Source organism: Kitasatospora sp. NPDC091207, from assembly GCF_044768625.1.
Classification (GTDB): domain Bacteria; phylum Actinomycetota; class Actinomycetes; order Streptomycetales; family Streptomycetaceae; genus Kitasatospora.
Map to the genome: position 1 here is coordinate 182,730 of NZ_JBIVVS010000017.1, position 17,957 is coordinate 200,686.

Sequence of the window (17,957 nt, forward strand, 5' to 3'; positions counted from 1 at the left end):
GCTGGTGGCAGGCCACCGCCCACCGCGAGGCCGGGGACCACCGGCAGGCGGTCGACCTCTTCGCGGCCCTGGTCGCCGACCGGGCCCGGGTGCACGGCCCCGAGCACCCGGACACCCTGAACACCCGCGCGGGCCTGGCCGGGAGCTGCCGGGTGGCCGGCCAGTACCGCCGCGCCGTCGACCTCCACGAGGAACTGGTCGCGGACCTCACCCGGATCCAGGGCCCCGACCACCCCGAGACCCTGGAAGCCCGTGCCGGCCTGGCCTGGGTCCACCGGGAGGCGGGCGACCACGACCGGGCGGTCGAACTCTGCGCCGCGCTGGTCGCCGACCGGGCCCGGGTGCACGGTCCCGACCACCCCGAGACGCTCAACATCCGCGCCGGCCTGGCCCGGTGCTGCTCGGCGGCCGAGCAGTACCGCCGCGCCGTCGACCTCTACGAGGCCCTGGTCCGCGACCGCACCCGGGTCCACGGCCCCGACCATCCGGACACGCTGGAGCAGCGCGCGGCACTGGCCCGCGCCCACGACGCCGCCGGCGACAGCCAACGGGCCCTCGACCTGTACGCGGCGCTGATCGCCGACCGCACCCGCCTGCTCGGGCCCGACCACCCGGACACCCTCAACAGCCGCTGGTGGCAGGGCGTGACCCTGCACGAGGCCGGCGACTCCCGCCGCGCGGCCGAGCTCCTCGAAGCCCTGCTCGCCGACTGGGTGCGCGCCGTCGGGCCCGACCACCCGGACACCCTGAACACCCGCTCCCGCCTGATCGGGGTGTACGGCGCGCTGGGCGACCGGCAGCGCGCCGTCGAGCTCGGCGAGGCCCTGCTCGCCGACCGGCTCCGGATCCAGGGCCCCGACCACCCGGAGACCCTCAACGAGCGCGGTCTGCTCGCCGACGCCCGCGAGGAGGCCGGGCAGCCGCGCCGGGCACTCGGGGACCGGGAACGCCTGGTCGCCGACCGGGCCCGGGTGCAGGGCGCGGACCACCCGGACGCCCTCGGTGCGCGCCACCGGCACGCTTTCGCGGTCCGCGAGGCCGGCGACCACCCGCGGGCGCTCGACCTGTACACCGCCCTGTGGCGGGACCGGGAGCGGGTGCAGGGGCCCGGCCACCCGGAGACCCTCAACGAGCGCGGCGCCGTGGCCCGGGCCACCCGTGACGCGGGCGAGCACGAGCGGGCCGTCGAGCTCATCGAGGCACTGGTCGCGGACCGGGTCCGGCTCCAGGGCGCGGACCACCCGGACACCCTCGCCGAGCGCGGCAGCCTCGCCCGCACCCACCGCGCCGCCGGCCGGCGCCGCCGGAGCGCCGCCGAGCGGGAGCGACTCGTCGCGGACCGGGTCCGGATCCAGGGCGCCGACCACCCCGAGACCCTGGACGAGCGGCACTGCCTCGCCCACGCCCTGCGGGCCGGGTGGGACTACGCGGACGCCGCGCGCGTTCTCGAAGACCTGATCGCGGACCTCACCCGGGTCCTGGGCGCCGGACACCCCGACACCCTGGACGCCCGGGACAGCCTGGCGCTCACCCTCGACGAGGCGGGGCGGTACGGCGAATCGGCGGCGCACTACCGCGAGCTGATCGCCACGGCCACCGCGGCGCTCGGCCCGGACCACCCCCAGGTGCTGGGGAGCCGGGGCAGCCTCGCCGACGTCCTCGGGCGGGCCGGCGAGTACCGGGCCGCCGTCGACGAGTGGTCCGCGGTGGCGGCCGACCGGGGCCGGCTGCTGGGCGCCACCCACCCCGAGGTGTTCGTGGCCGGGCAGCGGATCGCGCTCGCCTGCCACCTGGCCGGCGACACCCGGGCGGCGGTGAACCTGCTGGAGTCGCTCGCGGCGGGGGCGGCCGAATCTCTCGGCGCGGCCCACGACGTGACCCTGTCCGGCCGGGAGCTCCATGCCCTGCTGCTCACCGAGGCCGGCCGCCCGCTGCGGGCCGTCGTCCTGCTGGAGGAGCTCGCCGAGGACAGCGCGGCCGGCCACGGCGCGCGCCACACCGTCACGCTGACCATCCGCCAGAGCCTCGCCCTCGCCCGGCAGCGGGCCGGTGACCACGCCGGCGCGGTCCGGGTGTACTCGGAGATCGTCGCCGACCGCCTGCCGGTGGCGGGCCCCCACCCGCCGGGCCGGCCCGCGCTCCTCGCGGCCGGGCACCGGGAGAGCGACGAGCCCGTGCTGGCCGTCGGGAGCCGCTACCCCGGGGAGGTCGAGTTCCTGCCCACGCTGGTGGTCGGGCTCGCCCGGGCGCTCGCGGCGGCCGGGCGGCCGGGGCCGGCGGCGGACCTGCTGACCGCCGTCTGCGCCGGCCGGGACGCCGTCATGGGCCCCGGCCATCCGCTGGCGGTGGAGAGCCGGACGGCGCTGGCCCAGTTGCGGCAGGGCGGCGCCGGGCCGCTGCCGGCCGCCCCGCCCCCGGCACTGCCTCCCTCGACCCCGGCCCCGCCCGTGGCTCCGTCCCCGTCCTCGGCCCCGTCCCCGTCCCCCGCGCCCGCCGTCCGGCGCGGCCCCGGCGCTCCGACGGCGTACGCCCCCGCCGGGCCGGGCCTGCCGGACGCCCCGCCCCCGGCCGGTACCGCCTGGCACCCCCGGATCACCCTGCTCGACGAGCCCGCGGCCGGCGCCCCGGCCCGGCTCGAACTGCGGCTGGAGCCGGCGGCGGACCAGGACGGCGCCGACCCCCGTCGGCTGCCGGACCTCCACCTGGTGGCGGCCGTCGCCTCCGACGCCGTGATCGACCCGCCGGTCACCGCCTACCGGCCGGCCGGCGCGCCCGCCGCCTTCACGCTCACCCCGGCCGTGCCGGGGCCGCACCCGGTCCGGATCACCGTCTACGACCGCGGGCACGGCACCGCCCTCCAGGACCTGGAGGTCGTGGTGGACGCCGCCCCGGCCCCGTCGGTCCCGTGCCTGCACCCCGGCCCGCCACCGGAGCCGGGCCGGAGCCAGGAGCCGGACCGGAGCCACCAGCCGGGCACGAGCCGCGAACCGAGCCAGGATCAGGACCAGGAGTAGATCGACCATGCCCCGGGACCTCCTCGTCGAGATCCAGCAGAACCCGTCCGCCGACTACACCGTGCTGCCGCGCCGGCCCGGACCGGGCGATCCGCCCGGCGCCCGGACGCCGGCCCCGCTGGACCTGGTGGTCGCCCTGCGGCGCCACCGCGACAACGTCCTGCACATCTCCGCGTACCGGCCGGGCCGGCCCTCGCCCCGCACCCGCGAGCACCAGGCCTATCTGACGATATCCGTGGCCGAGCTGCTCCGGATGGCCGCCCGCCTGCGCGGCATCTGGCGGGACCGCCTGGTGGGCCACTGCGAGCTGGACGACGACGGGATGCCCGTCGACTACCCCTTCGCGGACGCCGTCGACGTGTCCCACCTGGCGCCGACGGCGGAGCGGCAGATGGCCGAACTCGCCGAGGAGGGGCGCTACCTGTTCGAGAAGATGCTCAAGGGCGCGGACCCGAACCTGGTCGCGTTCCGCGCCTTCCTCAACGGGGCGCTCGGTGAGCAGGGGCTGCGGGTCCGGTTCGACTCCGAGCTCCACCTGCCCTGGCCCATGCTCGCCGTCGACAGCGGCTCCGGGGAGCCGTGGACGGACTTCCTCGGCCACCGGCACCAGATCGAGCAGACCGGCGCCGCCTACCCGGCCGTCCAGGCCCCCTATCCGCCCCGTGAACGGCCCGTGACCAGCCTCAACACCGACGACACGCTCGAACTCGTCGGCCGGGCGCCGGAGGTCCGCAAACTCCTGGAGGACCGTTCCCAGCTGACGGTCCGCACCGAGTCCACCGGCCTCCTGGAGGCACTCTCCTGCGCGGTGCTCGACGAGGACGTCATGTACTTCTGGTGCCACGGCCAGTTCATCGAGAACGACTCCCCGCACGCCCAGCTCGCCGTCCGGCTCTCCGACGACCGGCCCATCGACGCCGACCTGGTACGGCGCCACCGCGAACGCCACCGGGACCTGCCCGACGCCACCTTCAACCCGTTCGTGCTGCTCAACGCCTGCCACACCGGGCAGGCGGCGGCGGCCGAGCTGGAACACCTGGGCCAGGCGCTGGTCGAGCTGGGGGCCGACGGCGTGCTCGGCCCGCAGATCGAGATCCCGCAGGTGTTCGCCTCCGAGTACGCCCTCGCGTTCCTCGACCTCTACCTCGCCGGGGAGTTGACGGCGGGCGAGATCACCTGGGAACTGGTCCGGCGCTTCACCCGCGACTACCGCAACCCCCTCGCCCTCACCTACTCGCTGCACTGCGGGATCGACAGCATTCTGGAGCTCTCCTCATGACGGCCACCGTCCGCACCGCCCGCCGCGACCCGAACCGCCGCCGGCCGGCCCCGGCCACCGTCCGGCCGGTGACGGTGGACCTCGACGAGCGGGGCCGCCTGCTCGTCCCGGGCACCCGCACCCCGGTGCCGGAGGCCCGCGTCGCCGAACACCTCGCCCGGTACCTGAAGGTGCCGGCCAGGGCGACCGACCTCTACGTCTACGTCCACGGCTGGCAGACCGCGCCGGCGGCGGCCGACCGGTCGGCCGCCGCGCTGATCTCCCGCGCCGCCGAGCTCCACCGCACGGCCCCGGTCGACTACCCGGGCCTGGAACGCGGCTACCGGCCCTGGTGCGTGGTGGTGCGCTGGCCGTCGTCCAGCCTCCCCTCGCCGGCCGGCTACCGCCGGATCCGCGACCGCGCGCACGCCATGAGCGCGCCCGGCCAGGGACAGGCCGGCTATGTGCTCGGCCACCTGCTCGGCTACCTGGACGCGGGCCGCACCGACCCGGCCGACCCCGCCGTCCTGGCGAACCGGGCCGGCCAGTACCTCCACCTGGTCGGCCACTCCTTCGGCGGCCGGTTCCTCTGCGAGGCCGTCCAGCGCGCCGCCGACCGGCCCACCAGCGGCCCAAGGGTGCTGAGTTGGAGCGCGGCCGCCGACTCCGCGCGGCCCTTCACCGCGGACAGCGCGCTGATCTTCCAGATGGCCGCGCCGCGCGATGCCTTCGACCGGCTCTTCCCCGACCTGTTCGCGACGCCCGGCCGGTCCGGCGCACCGCTGCGCGGCCCGCTGGTGCTCACCCACTCCCGCTGGGACCGGGCGACCGGCTTCTGGCACCTGCGGGCCGAGGGGCAGCCCGGCATCGGCCACTCCGGCGTCGGGGTGGCACCGGTGCGCCAGTACAGCGCCACACTGCGGCCGGCCGGCTCGCCGTACTCCCGGCAGACGCTGGACCACCCGCTGGTCAACCTCGACGCCGGCGACGTCTACCGGGGCGGCCTCGCCGCCCGGCTGGTACCGGGCGCCGGGGCGCACTCCGACTTCCATCACCCCGAATCCGCGCACCTGCTGCTCAGCCTGGCCTCCCTCTCGCGCTGACCCCGGGCCCGCGCGCCGGGCCCGCCGCCGGGGCGTGCGGCGATTCGTCCCGTTCGCACGCCCTCCTCACCTGATGCTCACTCACCTGTCCGCACCACGACGCCCTCCGTACCGCGCCGTCCACTCGAATTCCTTCGCACACAGTTCAGCATCGGAAGGCAGTGGAAGACATGGCCCGCACAGCCGACCCCTCCTCGCACGACCAGCAGCTCCGCGAAGCCGCGGCCCGGCTCGGCCGCCGCCGGTTCCTGACCGCCGCCTCGGCCGCCGCCGCGGTGGCCTTCACCACCAACCTGCCCGACGCCCGCGCGGCCGGGGCCGACCTGGCGCCCGGCGCGCTGACCGAGAACCCGTTCACCCTCGGAGTGGCCTCCGGTGACCCGCTCCCCGACGCGGTGGTGCTGTGGACCAGGCTCGCCCCCCGCCCGTACGAGCCGGGCAACGGCCTGCCGCCCGCCGGCGCCGTGCGGGTGGAGTGGGAGATAGCCCACGACGAGCGGTTCCGCCGTGCCGTCCGGCGCGGCACCGTCCGGGCGCACGCGGAGTTCAACCACACCGTTCACGTCGAGGCGGACGGCCTGGAACCCGACCGCGTGTACTGGTACCGCTTCCGGGCCGGCAGCTGGACCAGCCCGGTCGGGCGGACCCGCACCACGCCCGCCCGGGGGCGCCGGGTCGACGAGGTCCGGCTCGGCCTGGTGTCCTGCCAGGCCTACGAGGACGGCTACTTCACCGCGTACCGGCACCTCGCGCAGGAGGACCTCGACGCGGTCTTCCACGTCGGCGACTACATCTACGAGTACGGGATCGACGCCGCCGGCGGCGACCGCGGGTACACCGACCGCACACTGCCCGCCGTGTTCGGCCACGAGACCGCGACGCTGGAGGACTACCGGCTGCGGTACGCCCTCTACAAGACCGACCCGGACCTCCAGGCCGCGCACGCCGCCTTCCCCTGGTACGTCACCTGGGACGACCACGAGGTCGAGAACAACTACGCGGCCGGCATCCCCGAGAAGGGCCAGTCGCCGGAGGCGTTCGTCGCCCGCCGCGCGGCCGCCTACCGGGCCTACTGGGAGAACATGCCGCTGCGCATGCCGCGCCCCGAGGGCACCGACCTGTTGCTCTACCGCCGCTTCCAGTACGGCCGGCTGGCACAGTTCGACCTCCTGGACACCCGCCAGTACCGCTCCGACCAGGCGAACGGCGACGGCTGGCAGTACCCCACCCCGGAGTCCGCGGACCCGGCCCGCACGCTCGTCGGCGCGACCCAGGAGCGCTGGCTGCTGGACGGCTTCCGCCGGTCCACGGCGGTCTGGAACGTGCTGCCGCAGCAGGTCGTCTTCAGCCGGCGCAAGAACACCACCGATGAGCGGTCCCGGCTCTCGATGGACGCCTGGGACGGCTACCCGGCCTCCCGCGAGCGGATCCTGGCCGGCGCCGAACGGGCCGGAGTGGAGAACCTCGTGGTGCTCACCGGCGACGTCCACGTGGCCTACGCGCTGGACGTCAAGCGGGACTTCGACGACCCGGCGGCCCGGACGGTGGGCGTCGAGTTCGTCGGCACCTCGATCAGCAGCGACGGCGACGGCGCCGAGAAGCCCGCCAACTGGGCCACCCTGACGGCGGCCAATCCGCACCTGAAGTTCTACAACGGCCTGCGCGGCTACACGGCGGTGACCCTCACCGCCGGGCACGCCCGCGCCGACTTCCGCACGGTCTCGCACATCACCACCCCGGGCGGCACGGTCGCCACGGCCGCCTCCTTCGTGACCGAGGCCGGCCACCCGGGGCTCCAGCAGGCCTGACGGGCCAGGCCCGGCCCGACCCCGTACGTACGGGCGGGCCGGGCGGGGCGGCTCAGGCGCTCTGCCGGGCCGCCCGGGTGACGGTGCAGCGCAGGCCCCTGAAGGTGGACGAGCCCATCTCGGCGTTCTCGTCCTCGTTGGTGGTCAGCAGGTTGACGTTGGCCTCCCGCCAGCCGCCGTCGGCGCCGCGCTCCGGGTACCACCAGGCGGCCGGGGCCATCACCACCTCGGGGGCGATCCGGTCGGTGAGTCGGACGCGCAGCCGGATGCGGCCGGTGGCGGTGGCGAGTTCGGCCCAGTCGCCGTCGGCCAGGCCCTCGCGGGCGGCGGCGTCGGGGTGCATCTCCAGCCGGGGTTCGGGCTCCTTGGAGCGCAGCGAGGGCAGGTCGCGGAACTCGGAGTTGAAGTAGAACGCCGAGTGCGCCGAGGTGAGCAGGTAGGGGCCGTCCTCCGGTCCGCCGACCGGCGGGCCGGGGGTGGGCAGCGGCGGGTAGCCGAAGGCCCGCAGGGCGTCGCAGCGCAGTCCGACCTTGCCGCTGCGGGTGCCGAAGCCGCGGCTGCGGTACTTGTGGTACTCCAGGGTGGTGGCCCGGTAGTGGAGTTCGGCCAGTTGCCGCCAGTCCATGCCGATCGGCTCCAGCCGGGTGTCCAGGGAGTCCCGGGCGTCGGGCCAGAAGTCGGCGGACAGGCCCAGCCGGTGGGCCAGTTCGGTGAGGATCCACTCGTCGGAGCGGGTGTCGCCGACCCGGGCGAAGGCCCGGCGGGCCGCGACGTAGTGGGCGTGCTCGACGATCTGGTCGCGCTCCAGCCAGCCGCCGACCGGGAGGACGATGTCGGCCATCGCGGCGGTGGGGGTGAGCCGCAGGTCGGCGACGGCGAGGAAGTCGAGCCGCTCCAGGGCCCGGCGGACGCGGTCGGAGTCGGCGTAGTTGAGCAGCAGGTTGCTGCCGTGCACCAGCATGGTGGTGACCGGGTGGGGCGCGGTGGGTTCGAGCACGGCGTCCCAGACCGAACCGGGGTGGGCCCAGCCGGACATCGCCAGGATGCGGTGCCGGCCGCCGCCGAGCCGCTTGGCGGCCTGCTCCGGCGCCAGCAGCTCGGCGCGCGGGAAGGACCGCCGGCCGTCGATGCCGGGCGGGTCCCACAGGACGTCGCCGCCGGGCGCGTCGAGGTTGCCGCAGATCGCCGAGAGCAGCAGGACGGCCCGGCAGGTGTGGAAGGAGTCGCGGTGCTGCTGCGGCCCGGTGCCGAGCTCGATCGCGGCGCTCGGCGCCGCCGCGTAGGCGAGGGCGGCGGCCCTGATCTGCTCGGCGGGTACGCCGGTCCGCTCGGTGACCGACTCCGGCGTCCAGTCGGCGACGTGGGCGGCGAGGTCCTCGAAGCCGACGGTGTACTTCTCGACGAACGCGTGGTCGTAGGCGTCGGCCTCGATCACGGTGTGGATCATCGCCAGCGCCAGCGCCGCGTCCCCGCCCGGGCGGACCTGCAGGAACTGCTCGGCGCGGGCGGCCAGCGAGGTCCGTCGCGGGTCGACCACGATCATCCGGGTACCGTCGCGGACGGCGGCGAGCAGCCGGGTGCCGATCACGCCGTCCCCGTGGGTGAGCGCCTTGTTGGAGCCCCAGACCAGGACCAGGTCGGGCCGGCCCTCGTAGTCGCAGAAGGTGAAGCCGCCCGCGGTGAGGATGCCGGCCATCACCCGGGGATAGAAGCAGACGTGCGCCGGGCCGAGCACATTGGGCGTGCCGAAGCTGTTGGCGAACCGGAAGAGCCACTCCTGGTAGTTGCGGTCGGTGCCCTGGGCCAGCACCACCGCCTCGGGGCCGTGCTCGGTCCGGGCCCGGTCGAGGGCGGCGGTGGTCCGGGCCAGGGCCTCGTCCCAGCCGATCGGGCGGAACTCGCCGCTGCCGCGCGGCCCGGTGCGCAGCAGCGGCGTGGTCAGCCGGTCGGGGTGGTTGAGGTGTTCCAGCGAGGCGCGGCCCTTGGCGCAGAGGAAGCCGTGGTTGTTCGGATTCTCCGGGTCGCCCTCGATGGCGGTGAGCCGGCCCTCGTCGACGGTGACGATGGCGCCGCAGCCGCCGTGGCACATCCGGCAGATCGTCCGGTGCCGGCCGTCCTCGGCGAGCACCTGGACGACCGGGAGCGGCCGGCGGTGCCGGTCGGCGGGACTCTGGGTGGTCATACGGGCCTCCGGACGGGCGGTGGGCGGGCACGGGAGGTGGGGCACGGGAGGTGGGGCGCGGGCAGTGGGGCACGGTGGGCGGGTACGGGACCGGCGCGGCCGGTCAGCCGCGCGGGCGGCGGCCGCCGAGTTCGGCGTGCTCCCGCAGCAGGCTCCGGCAGGTGTCGTCGTCGATCGGCCGGATCGCCTCGCGCAGGGTGAGCCCGGAGACCCGGGGCAGGCGGGCGCGCAGCCAGTCGGCGACCTCCTGGGGGTGGTGCTTCGCGCCCTCGCGCAGGGCCCAGCCCAGCGCCTTGCGCACGAAGAACCGGGAGTCGGTCAGCAGCGGGTCCGCGAGGTCCCCGAAGGCGGGGAAGTAGTGCGGGAACTCGCCCCGGTCGCGCAGGGCCAGCAGATGGGACAGGATGCCGCCGCGCCGCACCCACTGGTGGTCGTCCCGGCTCCAGCGCAGGAAGTCCTCGGCGGTCTCCGGCAGCCGCAGGAGCAGGGCGCCGGCCCCCTTGGGGGCGATCAGGTCGACGTGCGCCCAGGTCTCGCACGCGCGCAGCAGCCGCTCCAGGTAGTCGGTGTCCGCGCGGACCAGCAGGTCGGAGCGGCTCTCCAGGAGCAGGGCGGCGCAGGAGCGCGATTCGTGGACGGGTGGCGCCCAGAGTTCCTCGGTGAGCTCCAGCAGGGTGTCCCGGTCGAGCCCGGGGTGCCGGCGGACGAAGTTCCGCACCACGGTGCGCATGGCGGGCAGCGGCACGCCGATGTGCTCCAGCCGGCTCTTGAGGTAGGCCTTCTCGCCCTCGGCCCGGCCGGGTACGGCGCTGTCCTCCAGCTCGGACCTGAGCCGGTCGGCCAGGACGGGGGCGGGCGGGATGTCGAAGGTCTGGGGGGTCTTGCGGGTCACCGAGGGAACTCCGGTCGGACGGGGCCGGACGGGCCGGGCGCCAGGGCCCGGCCCGTCCGAACGCTGATGGTTCGTCGAGGTGTTGACGTTACGTCAGGAGGCGTCGTGATACGGGTAGTGGAGCTCGCCGGCCCACAGGTACTCGGAGGCGGGGCGGCCGCTGCGGCCCTCGGTGTAGCGGAACACGTCCTGCCAGATCGCGCTGACCTTGTCATTGCGGTACGCGATGCTGGGCCCCTGCTGGTCGTACCAGCGGACGATCTCCAGGAAGAACGGGCCGGTGGCGTCCTCGCCGAAGTAGACCACGGCGCGGTCGCCGGTGGTCAGCTTCTCGTCGCGCAGGGTCGGCCAGTCGCGGGCCATCAGATCGTGGAACTCGGCGACCTTGTCCGGGCGGACGAGGTAGTGGGCGAGCCCGGTGAAGGCGTTCTCCTCCGGGAGGTCGGGCTGGTCCTGGAAGTAGCCCATCCGGTGCACGATCGGGTAGTCCACCGGCGGCCGGCCCTCGCGGGCCTCGGTGATCGCCGCCATCTCCTGCCAGATCGCGTTGACCTCGGGGGTGTTGAACGCGCGGCTGACGGCGTTCTCGTCCACCCAGGTGACGATCTCGAAGAAGACCGGACCGTGCTCGCTCTCGCTGTGGTAGACGGTCGCGGGCTCGTCGGTGACCAGGCCGTGGGCCTTCAGGGCGGGCCAGTGACGGGCGATGATGTCACGGGCCTGCTCGGCGCAGCCGGGCTTGACCATGTACGTCGCCATCATGTGCGTGGACAGCACCACGGGGGACTGGGACATCGGATGACTCCTCGGTTCTGTTCGTTCGGTGCGGGTCGGTGCGGGTCGGTGCGGGTCGGTGCGGGTCGGTGCGGGGCGGTACGGGTCGACGGGAATCGGTACGGGTCGGCCCGCCGGGGCCGGTCGGTGGGCTCAGGCCTTCTCGGCCGCCGCAGGGGTGCTGCCCGCGGACCTGGCGGCGGGCGGTCGCGGGGCCCCGAAGGCCGGGGCGGGGACGTCCCGGATGAGCAGCAGGGCGGCCACCCAGCCGACGGCCAGCAGGGCCACCGGCAGCAGCAGACCGCTGTGCATGGCACTGGTGAAGGCCTCGGCGAAGGCGTCCTGGACCTTGGCGGCCTGGGCCGGGTCGGCGCCGGCCAGCGCGGGCGGCGGGCCGCCGCTGCCGATCTTCAGCGCACCGTCGGTGAGCGGGGCGAAGGCCTGCTTGAAACCCTCCCGGGCCTCCGGGGGGAGGGTCATGGCCTGGTCGTTCACCCAGCCGCGCAGGCCGCTGGAGAGCCGCAGCGACAGGATCGCGCCGATCGCCGCGCTGGCCAGCAGTCCGCCGATCTCCTGGGAGGTGTTGACCAGCCCGGACGCCACCCCGGCCTGCGGCGGCGGGACCTGGCGCATGCCGACGCTGAACAGCGGTGAGAACACCAGGCCCATCCCCAGGCCGGCCAGCACGAACGGGCCGAGCAGTTCGAGCGTGCCGGTGTCCGTCCCGGTGACCAGGATGAACGAGCCGAGCCCGGCGGTGAAGCAGGCCAGCCCGGTCAGGATGACGGCCTTGCCCGAGCCGCGGTCGGAGAGCTTGCCGCCGACCCCGGCGACCAGGGCGGAGGTGAGCGGCATCGCGGCGATGGTGAAGCCGGCCCGCAGGGGGGACATCCCGAGCACGGTCTGGAGGTAGAGCGAGATCGGCAGGAAGGCGCCGAGCATCGAGAAGCCCATGATCGCCGCGACGATGTTGGCGGAGGCGAAGTTCCGCAGCCTCAGCAGGTCGAAGGGGAGCAGCGGGCCGGAGCGCTGGTGCCTGCGCTGGTCCAGCACGAAGGAGGCCAGGACCAGCAGGCCCACCGCGATCGCGGCCCAGGCGGTGGCGTTCCACTCCAGGCGTTCGCCCTCGATCAGGCCGAAGGCCAGCGCGGTGAGGCCGAGGACGAGCAGGGCGGTCGGCACCACGGCGAGCGGCTGCCGTTTGCCCGGCCGGTAGTCGTGGACGTGCCGCAGCACCAGGTAGGCGGTGGCGATGCCGATGGGCAGGTTGAGGTAGAAGATCCACCGCCAGTCCAGGTAGCTGACGATGACGCCGCCCAGGGTCGGGCCGGTCAGGACCGCGAGCCCGGAGAGCGCGCCGGTGAACCCGAACGCCGCGCCCCACTTGGAGGGCGGGAAGACCATGGTGACGATCGGCAGGATCTGCGGGGCGAGCATGGCACCGCCGATGCCCTGGACGGCCCGGGCCGCGATCAGGACGCCGGCGTTGGGCGCCACTCCGCACAGGCAGGAGGCGGCTACGAACAGGGCCAGTCCGTACAGGTAGACCCGGCGGGGGCCGAACAGGTCGCCGAGCCGGCCGGCGACGACGAGCAGGGTGGCGTAGCCGAGGATGTAGGCGCTGAACACCCACAGGCCCTCGTCCAGCGAGGCGTGCACGCCGGACATCACATGGGGCAGCGCGATATTGACGATCGTCATATCGAGCAGCGTCATGAAGAAGCCCATACTGAGCACGCCGAGGATGAGCCAGGGACTCTTGTCCCGGCTTTGCGGGGTGGTCATAGGTGGCTCATTTCTTGGAGCGCCGGAAGCCGTCGAGGGAAGCGGGCATCGGGCTCCGGAAACGGGGAAGCACGGAATGTCCGCCGGTCTCGGCGGGCCGGCGCGAAACGGTCGCGGAGAAGTCGTGGAGCGGCCGCGAGGTGAGTCGCGGGGCCGCCGCGGTGGGTGGCCTTCGGTGGGTGGCCGCGGGTGCGGGTGCGGCGGGGGTGCGGGTGCGGCGGGGGGTCCGCCCGGGTTCAGTCCGCGCGGCGCAGGACCACCGCGTTGGCGTCCAGTTTGAGGACGTCGGTGTGGAGCTGGAAGGGCATCAGCGGCCCGAAGCTGAACCGGTCCGCGGGGAAGTGCCGGGTGAGCGCGGGGGCGTCCACCGGCTTGAACGGGAACATCTCCTGCCGGCTGCCGCGCAGGTAGAGCAGGCCGCCGGGGCTCAGCAAGCGGGCCACCTCGGAGGCGTAGCGGTCGCGGTCCGCCGGGCCGAGGTGGTGGAAGCAGCCGCGGTCCACCAGCAGGTCGAACTCCTCGTCGGGCAGGTCGAGTTCACGGACGTCGCCGACCGACAGGTCGATCTCCAGGCCGAGTTCGGCGGCTCGGGCGGCGGCCAGGCCGACGGCCTCGCCGCTGATGTCCACCCCGGTCGCGCGGTACCCGGCCCGGGCCAGCGCGACGGTGTCCCAGCCGGTGCCGCAGCCGAGGTCCAGGGCGCGGGCGCCCGGGGCGGGCGGGGTGGCGGCCAGGAAGCCGACCAGGTCGGGGGAGGGGGCGCTGAGCTCCCAGTACTGGTGGTGGTCCCCGGCCCGGTAGGCCCGGTCCCAGTCCATCGTGGTCGTCGTGGTCACGGTCGTTGACCCCTTCCGGAGGAGCGCCGGACCGCACCGTGCGGCCGGCGGGGCACGCCGGCGGCGGGCGTGCGCGGGGGGAGGTGGCCGCCGCCCGCGGCGCCGGCCGAGGGGGTCGCGGTGGCGTACCAGCCGATCACCTCGGGGTTCCCGGGCGTCAGGACGGGAGAGCCGCGGTAGACCTCGTAGCGCGGCCAGTTGGCCCGCAGCGCGAGGTCGGCGGCCGGGGTGACGTGCCGGTGGCGGACGGGTGGCTCGGCCTGGGCCGAACCACCCCGCCACAGCATCAGCCGCTCGTTCAGGACGGGCAGCACGCGGATGCCCAGGCTGTCCCGGCGCGGATCGAGCAGGGACAGCCCGGCGACCCGGTCCCGGGGCACCGACAGGCAGGCGTCGAAACGCCGCCGGTCGGGCGCCGTGGACTCCGGGTCGTCGTACAGGACTTCGATGCCGACGGTGCGGTCGTCGGAAATCCCGCGATTGAACAGAAAGGCGGTGAGGCGAAGCCAGGTCGCCTCCCGGGGAGTTCCGTTCGACGGATGGCGGAGACTGATCACGAGAAGTGGTCGGGGGAGCACCGGGAACCAATGTCCGGCTCCCTGGAAATGCGCACCCAATGTGTGCGTCTTATTCACAGGGGTGACGCTATCAACGGGTCAGCGCCCGCGTTTGACTGTCCTGGACACGTTCGGAACTTATTCCGGACCGATCGGGGCGCTCCGGCCCGCCCCGGGCCGCAGCAGCGCCGCCGCCCGGGCCACGCTGCGGGCCAGCTCGTCCACCCGTGCGCCCAGCTCGGGATCGGCCGGCTCGCCGTCCGGGAGGGCGGTCCGGGCCTGCGGGACGGCGACCTGCTCGGGCACCATCCAGGCCCGGTACCAGCGCGCCACCAGACGCAGGTGGTTGAGCGCGTTGGAGTTGCTGCGGCCGCCGAGCCCGCAGATGGCCCCGAAGACCTTCCCCTCGACGTGCTCGAAGTCCAGCAGGTCCAGGGCGTTCTTCAGGGCCCCGCCGATCGTCCCGTGGTACTCCGGCCCGGCCAGGATGACGCCGTCGGCGGCGCGGAACTCCTCCCGCAGCAGCTTGACGTCGGGGCGGCTCGGCCACGGGTCCCGCTTGTCGCCGTTGCAGAACGGCAGGTCCAGCTCGCGCAGGTCCAGCAGGGAGGTCCGGCAGCCGTCGGCCTCCAGCACGGTGATCGCCCGGCGCAGCAGCAGCTGGCTGGTCGAGCCGGGGCGCAGGGAGCCGCCGAGGCCGAGGATCCGCGGCCCCGGCGGGCGGGCGCTCACTCCTCCTCGCAGATGGCGTCGGCCGGGCAGCAGTCCATCGCCTCGTACACCAGCTCCTCCTCGTCCTCGTCGGCCGGCTGGCGGGCGACGAAGGTGTACCCGGCCTGGTCGTTGCGGACGAAGGAGTCCGGGGCGATGCACCGGCAGGTGTCGCAGTCGGTGCACTCCGCGTTGACGTAGAACCGGCCGGGCGCGTTCTCCGGCAGCCGGGCCGGTACCGGGTAGCCGCTCATCGGGTGCCCGCCCCGGTGCCCGCCCCGGCGCTCGGCCCGGTGCCCGTCCCGCCGCGCCCGCTCATGCCTGGCCCCGTCCGGCGTGGACCAGCTCCAGCACCCGGTCGGTGTCGGTGCGCAGCAGGTGGCCGTAGGTGTGGCCGAGTTCGTCCTCGGGGGCGTAGGCGAGCACCTCGACGCCGTCGAAGCCGGCCAGGTAGTCCAGCACCCGGTGGACGTGGTCGGGGGTGTCGACGCTGAGCCCGAGGTGCGACATCAGCGCCCGCTTGCGCTCGGGCGGTTCGGCCGCCCAGGCCCCGTAGGCGCGGCAGGTGAAGAACTCCACCTCGGTGCCGTGCCCGGTGGTCAGGTTGATCCAGTGTCCGGGGGTGCCGTGCACCCGCGGCGCGATGTGCGAGGGGCCGGCGGACACCCGGCGGAGGCCGGGGTGGGTCCGGACGGTGTCCAGCCAGGCCTCGTACTCCTCCTCGGTGCGGTAGTCGCCGAGGTAGACGGCGACGTGGTGCAGGCCGGTCAGCCGCAGGGTGCGCGGGTCCAGCGGCTGGCCGAAGAAGGCGAGCAGCGCGTCGGCGGTGCTGGTGGCGGCCGCGCGGTCGGCCCAGTCGAGGACCTCCTTCAGGGCGGGCTCGCGGTCGGCCCCGGTGGGCAGGTGTTCGGCGGCGGGGTACAGCAGGCTGGGTGCCATGGCGAATCAGCTCCGTGGGGCGGTCAGGTAGTCCGTGATGAGGGTCTCCAGGTCCTGGTGGCCGGCGTACGGCTTCAGCAGCTCCTGGTACAGCTCGGGCCGGCGGCCGTGCAGGCAGAAGTAGAGGCTCTTGCGGAACGACAGGTCGACCTCGCGCAGTTCGCGGATCCGGTCCAGGTCGAGCTCGGCGATCAGCACGCCCTCCTCCTCGTCCAGCGAGCCGACCAGCCGCTCGGGCGAGGCGACGGTGCTGTGGCCGGCGACCGAGATGGAGACCGTCCGCCCGGCGCGCTCGCCGGTCACCTCGCCGACCGCGCTGGCCAGCAGGGTGTAGCAGACGTTGAAGGAGGAGTTGGCCTGGATGCAGGGCCGGGTGATCTGGATGTTGCCGCGCAGCGCCGCGCCGGGCACCGCGATGATCTCGGCGCCGCGCATCGCCAGCGTCCGCGGCACCTCGGGGATCCAGAAGTCGGAGCAGACGCAGATCCCCAGGCGCCCGAACGGAGTGTCCACGATGACCAGTTCGTCGCTGGGCTCGATGGTGACCATCTCGGCGGCGAAGCGGTGGGTCTTGCGGGCCTTGGCGGCGATCCGGCCCTGGTCGTCGAGCAGGACGGCGGTGTTGTAGTACCGGTCGTCCTCGCGCTCGACGACCGTGCCGCAGAGCAGGTAGCAGCCCTTGGCGCGGGCCACCTCGGCGAGCCGGTCGAAGACCGGGCCCGGCACCGGCTGGTCGATCACGCCCTTGAGGTGGGCGCGGCCGGGGAAGTAGAAGGGCGGGCCGAGGAAGAACTCCGGCAGGATGATCAGCTCGACGTCCTGGACGGTGTCCAGCAGGGCGAGCGTCCGGGCCAGGTTGACCTCGGGGTCCGGGTCCCAGAGGCTCTGGATCAGCGCGACCCGGGGCCGGCTGGTGGCGAGGTTGCGGTCGACGGTCATCTGGTCAGGCTCCGTCCGGGGTGCCCGGGGACGCCGGGGCGTGGTCGGGGGTGTCCGGGGCGGCCGGCGCGCCGAGGGCTTCGGCGGCCCAGTCGGGCAGCGGTCCGTCCGGGTGGGTGGCGGCGGTCAGCGCGAGGCCCAGCGGCGAGCGGCGGAAGTCGGCGGCGAACGGCGCGGCCTCGCGCATCCGGCGCAGCTCGTGCAGGTCCAGGTCGGCGGTGAGCAGCACCTCCTCGCGGTCGGCCTCGGCGAGGACCGGCTGCTGCTTGCGGAAGTCCCGCGAGTAGGCGCCGATCGCCAGCGGGCTGCGCAGGATCGCGCTGCGGCCCATGTAGGTGAGCCCGGCGAGGGTGTTCTCGCCGGTCGCGCTGGCGAACAGCACGTAGGCGCAGTTCTCGGCGGCCCGGGCGAGCAGCATCTGCCGTACCGGTTCGGCGAACGGCCGGAGCAGGACCGAGGGGGCCACGATGACCTCCGCCGACGCGGCGAACAGGCCGCGCAGCACCTCGGGGAACTGCACGTCGTAGCCGAGCGCGAAGCCGATCCGGCCCAGCGGGGTGGGGAAGACGCGGGCGCCGGTGCGGCCCGTGATGAAGTGCGCCTCCAGGTCGTACACCATGGTGCGCCGCGCGGTGCCGACGAGCAGGCCCGTGTCGTCCAGCAGCACGGCGGTGCTGTGCACGTGTTCGCCGGCCCGCTCCAGCACCCCGGCGGCGATCCAGACGCCGAGCTCGCGGGCCAGGCCGGCCAGCCACTCGGTGATCGGTCCGGGCACCGGCTCGGCGATCTCGTGGCTCTTCGGCAGGTTCAGCGCGGTGGCGAACACCTCGGGCAGGACGACGAGCCGGCAGTCGTCGTCGGCCGCGGCGCGCACCAGCTTCTCGGCCCGCGCCAGGTTCTCCGCGCGGCGGTTGGTGGCGACGGACAGCTGGACGACGCCGACCCGGTACCGGCGGAGATCGGCGGTGGGCATGGTCGTGCTCCTTCCGGGGGACGGGCGGGGAGGGGCGGTCGGGGGGGGGGGGGGGGGGGGGGGGGGGGGGGCGGGCCCCCCCCCCCCCCCCCCCCCGCGGCGTTCCCGCCCCGCCTGCGGCCGCCGAAGGCCCCCGCCCCGCCCACCGCGCGGCCGGGGCTACGGACAGCGGATGTCCGACGCCTT

15 protein-coding genes are annotated in these 17,957 nt (G+C 74.8%); 4 read left to right on the plus strand and 11 right to left on the minus strand.

Going from position 1 to position 17,957, the window contains the following annotated elements:
- The 4 genes from ACIQTO_RS25910 to ACIQTO_RS25925 form a co-directional block, all read left to right on the plus strand.
- A partial coding sequence (locus tag ACIQTO_RS25910) for a tetratricopeptide repeat protein (RefSeq protein WP_402392437.1) occupies nucleotides 1-3,014 on the plus strand: 3,014 nt, incomplete at its 5' end.
- Nucleotides 3,015-3,021: 7 nt separating this feature from the next.
- On the plus strand, nucleotides 3,022-4,293 hold the full coding sequence (locus ACIQTO_RS25915) for a CHAT domain-containing protein (protein ID WP_402392440.1): 1,272 nt from the start codon (nucleotides 3,022-3,024) through the stop codon (nucleotides 4,291-4,293).
- Nucleotides 4,290-5,375: a hypothetical protein gene (locus tag ACIQTO_RS25920; RefSeq protein WP_402392442.1), complete on the plus strand. Its 1,086-nt coding sequence runs from the start codon at nucleotides 4,290-4,292 to the stop codon at nucleotides 5,373-5,375. Before ACIQTO_RS25915 ends, ACIQTO_RS25920 begins: the two co-directional genes overlap by 4 nt.
- Before the next feature lie 170 nt (nucleotides 5,376-5,545).
- Complete coding sequence (locus tag ACIQTO_RS25925) at nucleotides 5,546-7,183, plus strand: alkaline phosphatase D family protein (protein ID WP_402392444.1); 1,638 nt, start codon at nucleotides 5,546-5,548, stop codon at nucleotides 7,181-7,183.
- Between the two features lie 52 nt (nucleotides 7,184-7,235).
- On the opposite strand, the gene ACIQTO_RS25930 is transcribed toward ACIQTO_RS25925, so the two are convergent.
- The 11 genes from ACIQTO_RS25930 to ACIQTO_RS25980 all read right to left on the minus strand — a co-directional run bounded on the left by ACIQTO_RS25930 (nucleotide 7,236) and on the right by ACIQTO_RS25980 (nucleotide 17,771).
- The gene (locus ACIQTO_RS25930) at nucleotides 7,236-9,365 is read right to left on the minus strand and encodes a molybdopterin-dependent oxidoreductase (RefSeq protein ID WP_402392446.1); all 2,130 of its coding nucleotides are present in this window, start codon (nucleotides 9,363-9,365) and stop codon (nucleotides 7,236-7,238) included.
- Nucleotides 9,366-9,468: 103 nt separating this feature from the next.
- Entirely contained in the window at nucleotides 9,469-10,257 is a 789-nt protein-coding gene (locus tag ACIQTO_RS25935; RefSeq protein WP_402392448.1) for a DNA alkylation repair protein, read from the minus strand.
- Nucleotides 10,258-10,350: 93 nt separating this feature from the next.
- Nucleotides 10,351-11,052 carry a hypothetical protein gene (locus ACIQTO_RS25940; RefSeq protein WP_402392451.1) on the minus strand — a complete coding sequence of 234 codons (702 nt, stop codon included), beginning with the start codon at nucleotides 11,050-11,052 and terminating at the stop codon, nucleotides 10,351-10,353.
- A gap of 132 nt (nucleotides 11,053-11,184) precedes the next feature.
- The gene (locus tag ACIQTO_RS25945) at nucleotides 11,185-12,816 is read right to left on the minus strand and encodes an MFS transporter (protein WP_402392452.1); all 1,632 of its coding nucleotides are present in this window, start codon (nucleotides 12,814-12,816) and stop codon (nucleotides 11,185-11,187) included.
- A gap of 236 nt (nucleotides 12,817-13,052) precedes the next feature.
- The gene (locus ACIQTO_RS25950) at nucleotides 13,053-13,652 is read right to left on the minus strand and encodes a class I SAM-dependent methyltransferase (protein WP_402392455.1); all 600 of its coding nucleotides are present in this window, start codon (nucleotides 13,650-13,652) and stop codon (nucleotides 13,053-13,055) included.
- On the minus strand, nucleotides 13,649-14,209 hold the full coding sequence (locus ACIQTO_RS25955; protein ID WP_402392457.1) for a hypothetical protein: 561 nt from the start codon (nucleotides 14,207-14,209) through the stop codon (nucleotides 13,649-13,651). The genes ACIQTO_RS25950 and ACIQTO_RS25955 overlap by 4 nt, the downstream gene beginning before the upstream one ends.
- A gap of 138 nt (nucleotides 14,210-14,347) precedes the next feature.
- A complete protein-coding gene (locus tag ACIQTO_RS25960; protein ID WP_402392460.1) occupies nucleotides 14,348-14,941 on the minus strand; it encodes an NADPH-dependent FMN reductase in 594 nt (197 codons plus the stop codon).
- Entirely contained in the window at nucleotides 14,938-15,174 is a 237-nt protein-coding gene (locus ACIQTO_RS25965; RefSeq protein ID WP_402392461.1) for a ferredoxin, read from the minus strand. Before ACIQTO_RS25965 ends, ACIQTO_RS25960 begins: the two co-directional genes overlap by 4 nt.
- A 61-nt stretch (nucleotides 15,175-15,235) precedes the next feature.
- On the minus strand, nucleotides 15,236-15,859 hold the full coding sequence (locus ACIQTO_RS25970; protein ID WP_402392464.1) for a hypothetical protein: 624 nt from the start codon (nucleotides 15,857-15,859) through the stop codon (nucleotides 15,236-15,238).
- Between the two features lie 6 nt (nucleotides 15,860-15,865).
- Nucleotides 15,866-16,798 (minus strand): carbon-nitrogen hydrolase family protein, encoded by a 933-nt coding sequence (locus ACIQTO_RS25975; RefSeq protein WP_402392467.1) that lies wholly within the window; start codon nucleotides 16,796-16,798, stop codon nucleotides 15,866-15,868.
- A gap of 4 nt (nucleotides 16,799-16,802) precedes the next feature.
- Nucleotides 16,803-17,771 (minus strand): carbon-nitrogen hydrolase family protein, encoded by a 969-nt coding sequence (locus ACIQTO_RS25980; protein ID WP_402392469.1) that lies wholly within the window; start codon nucleotides 17,769-17,771, stop codon nucleotides 16,803-16,805.
- Between the last annotated feature and the right edge of the window lie 186 nt (nucleotides 17,772-17,957).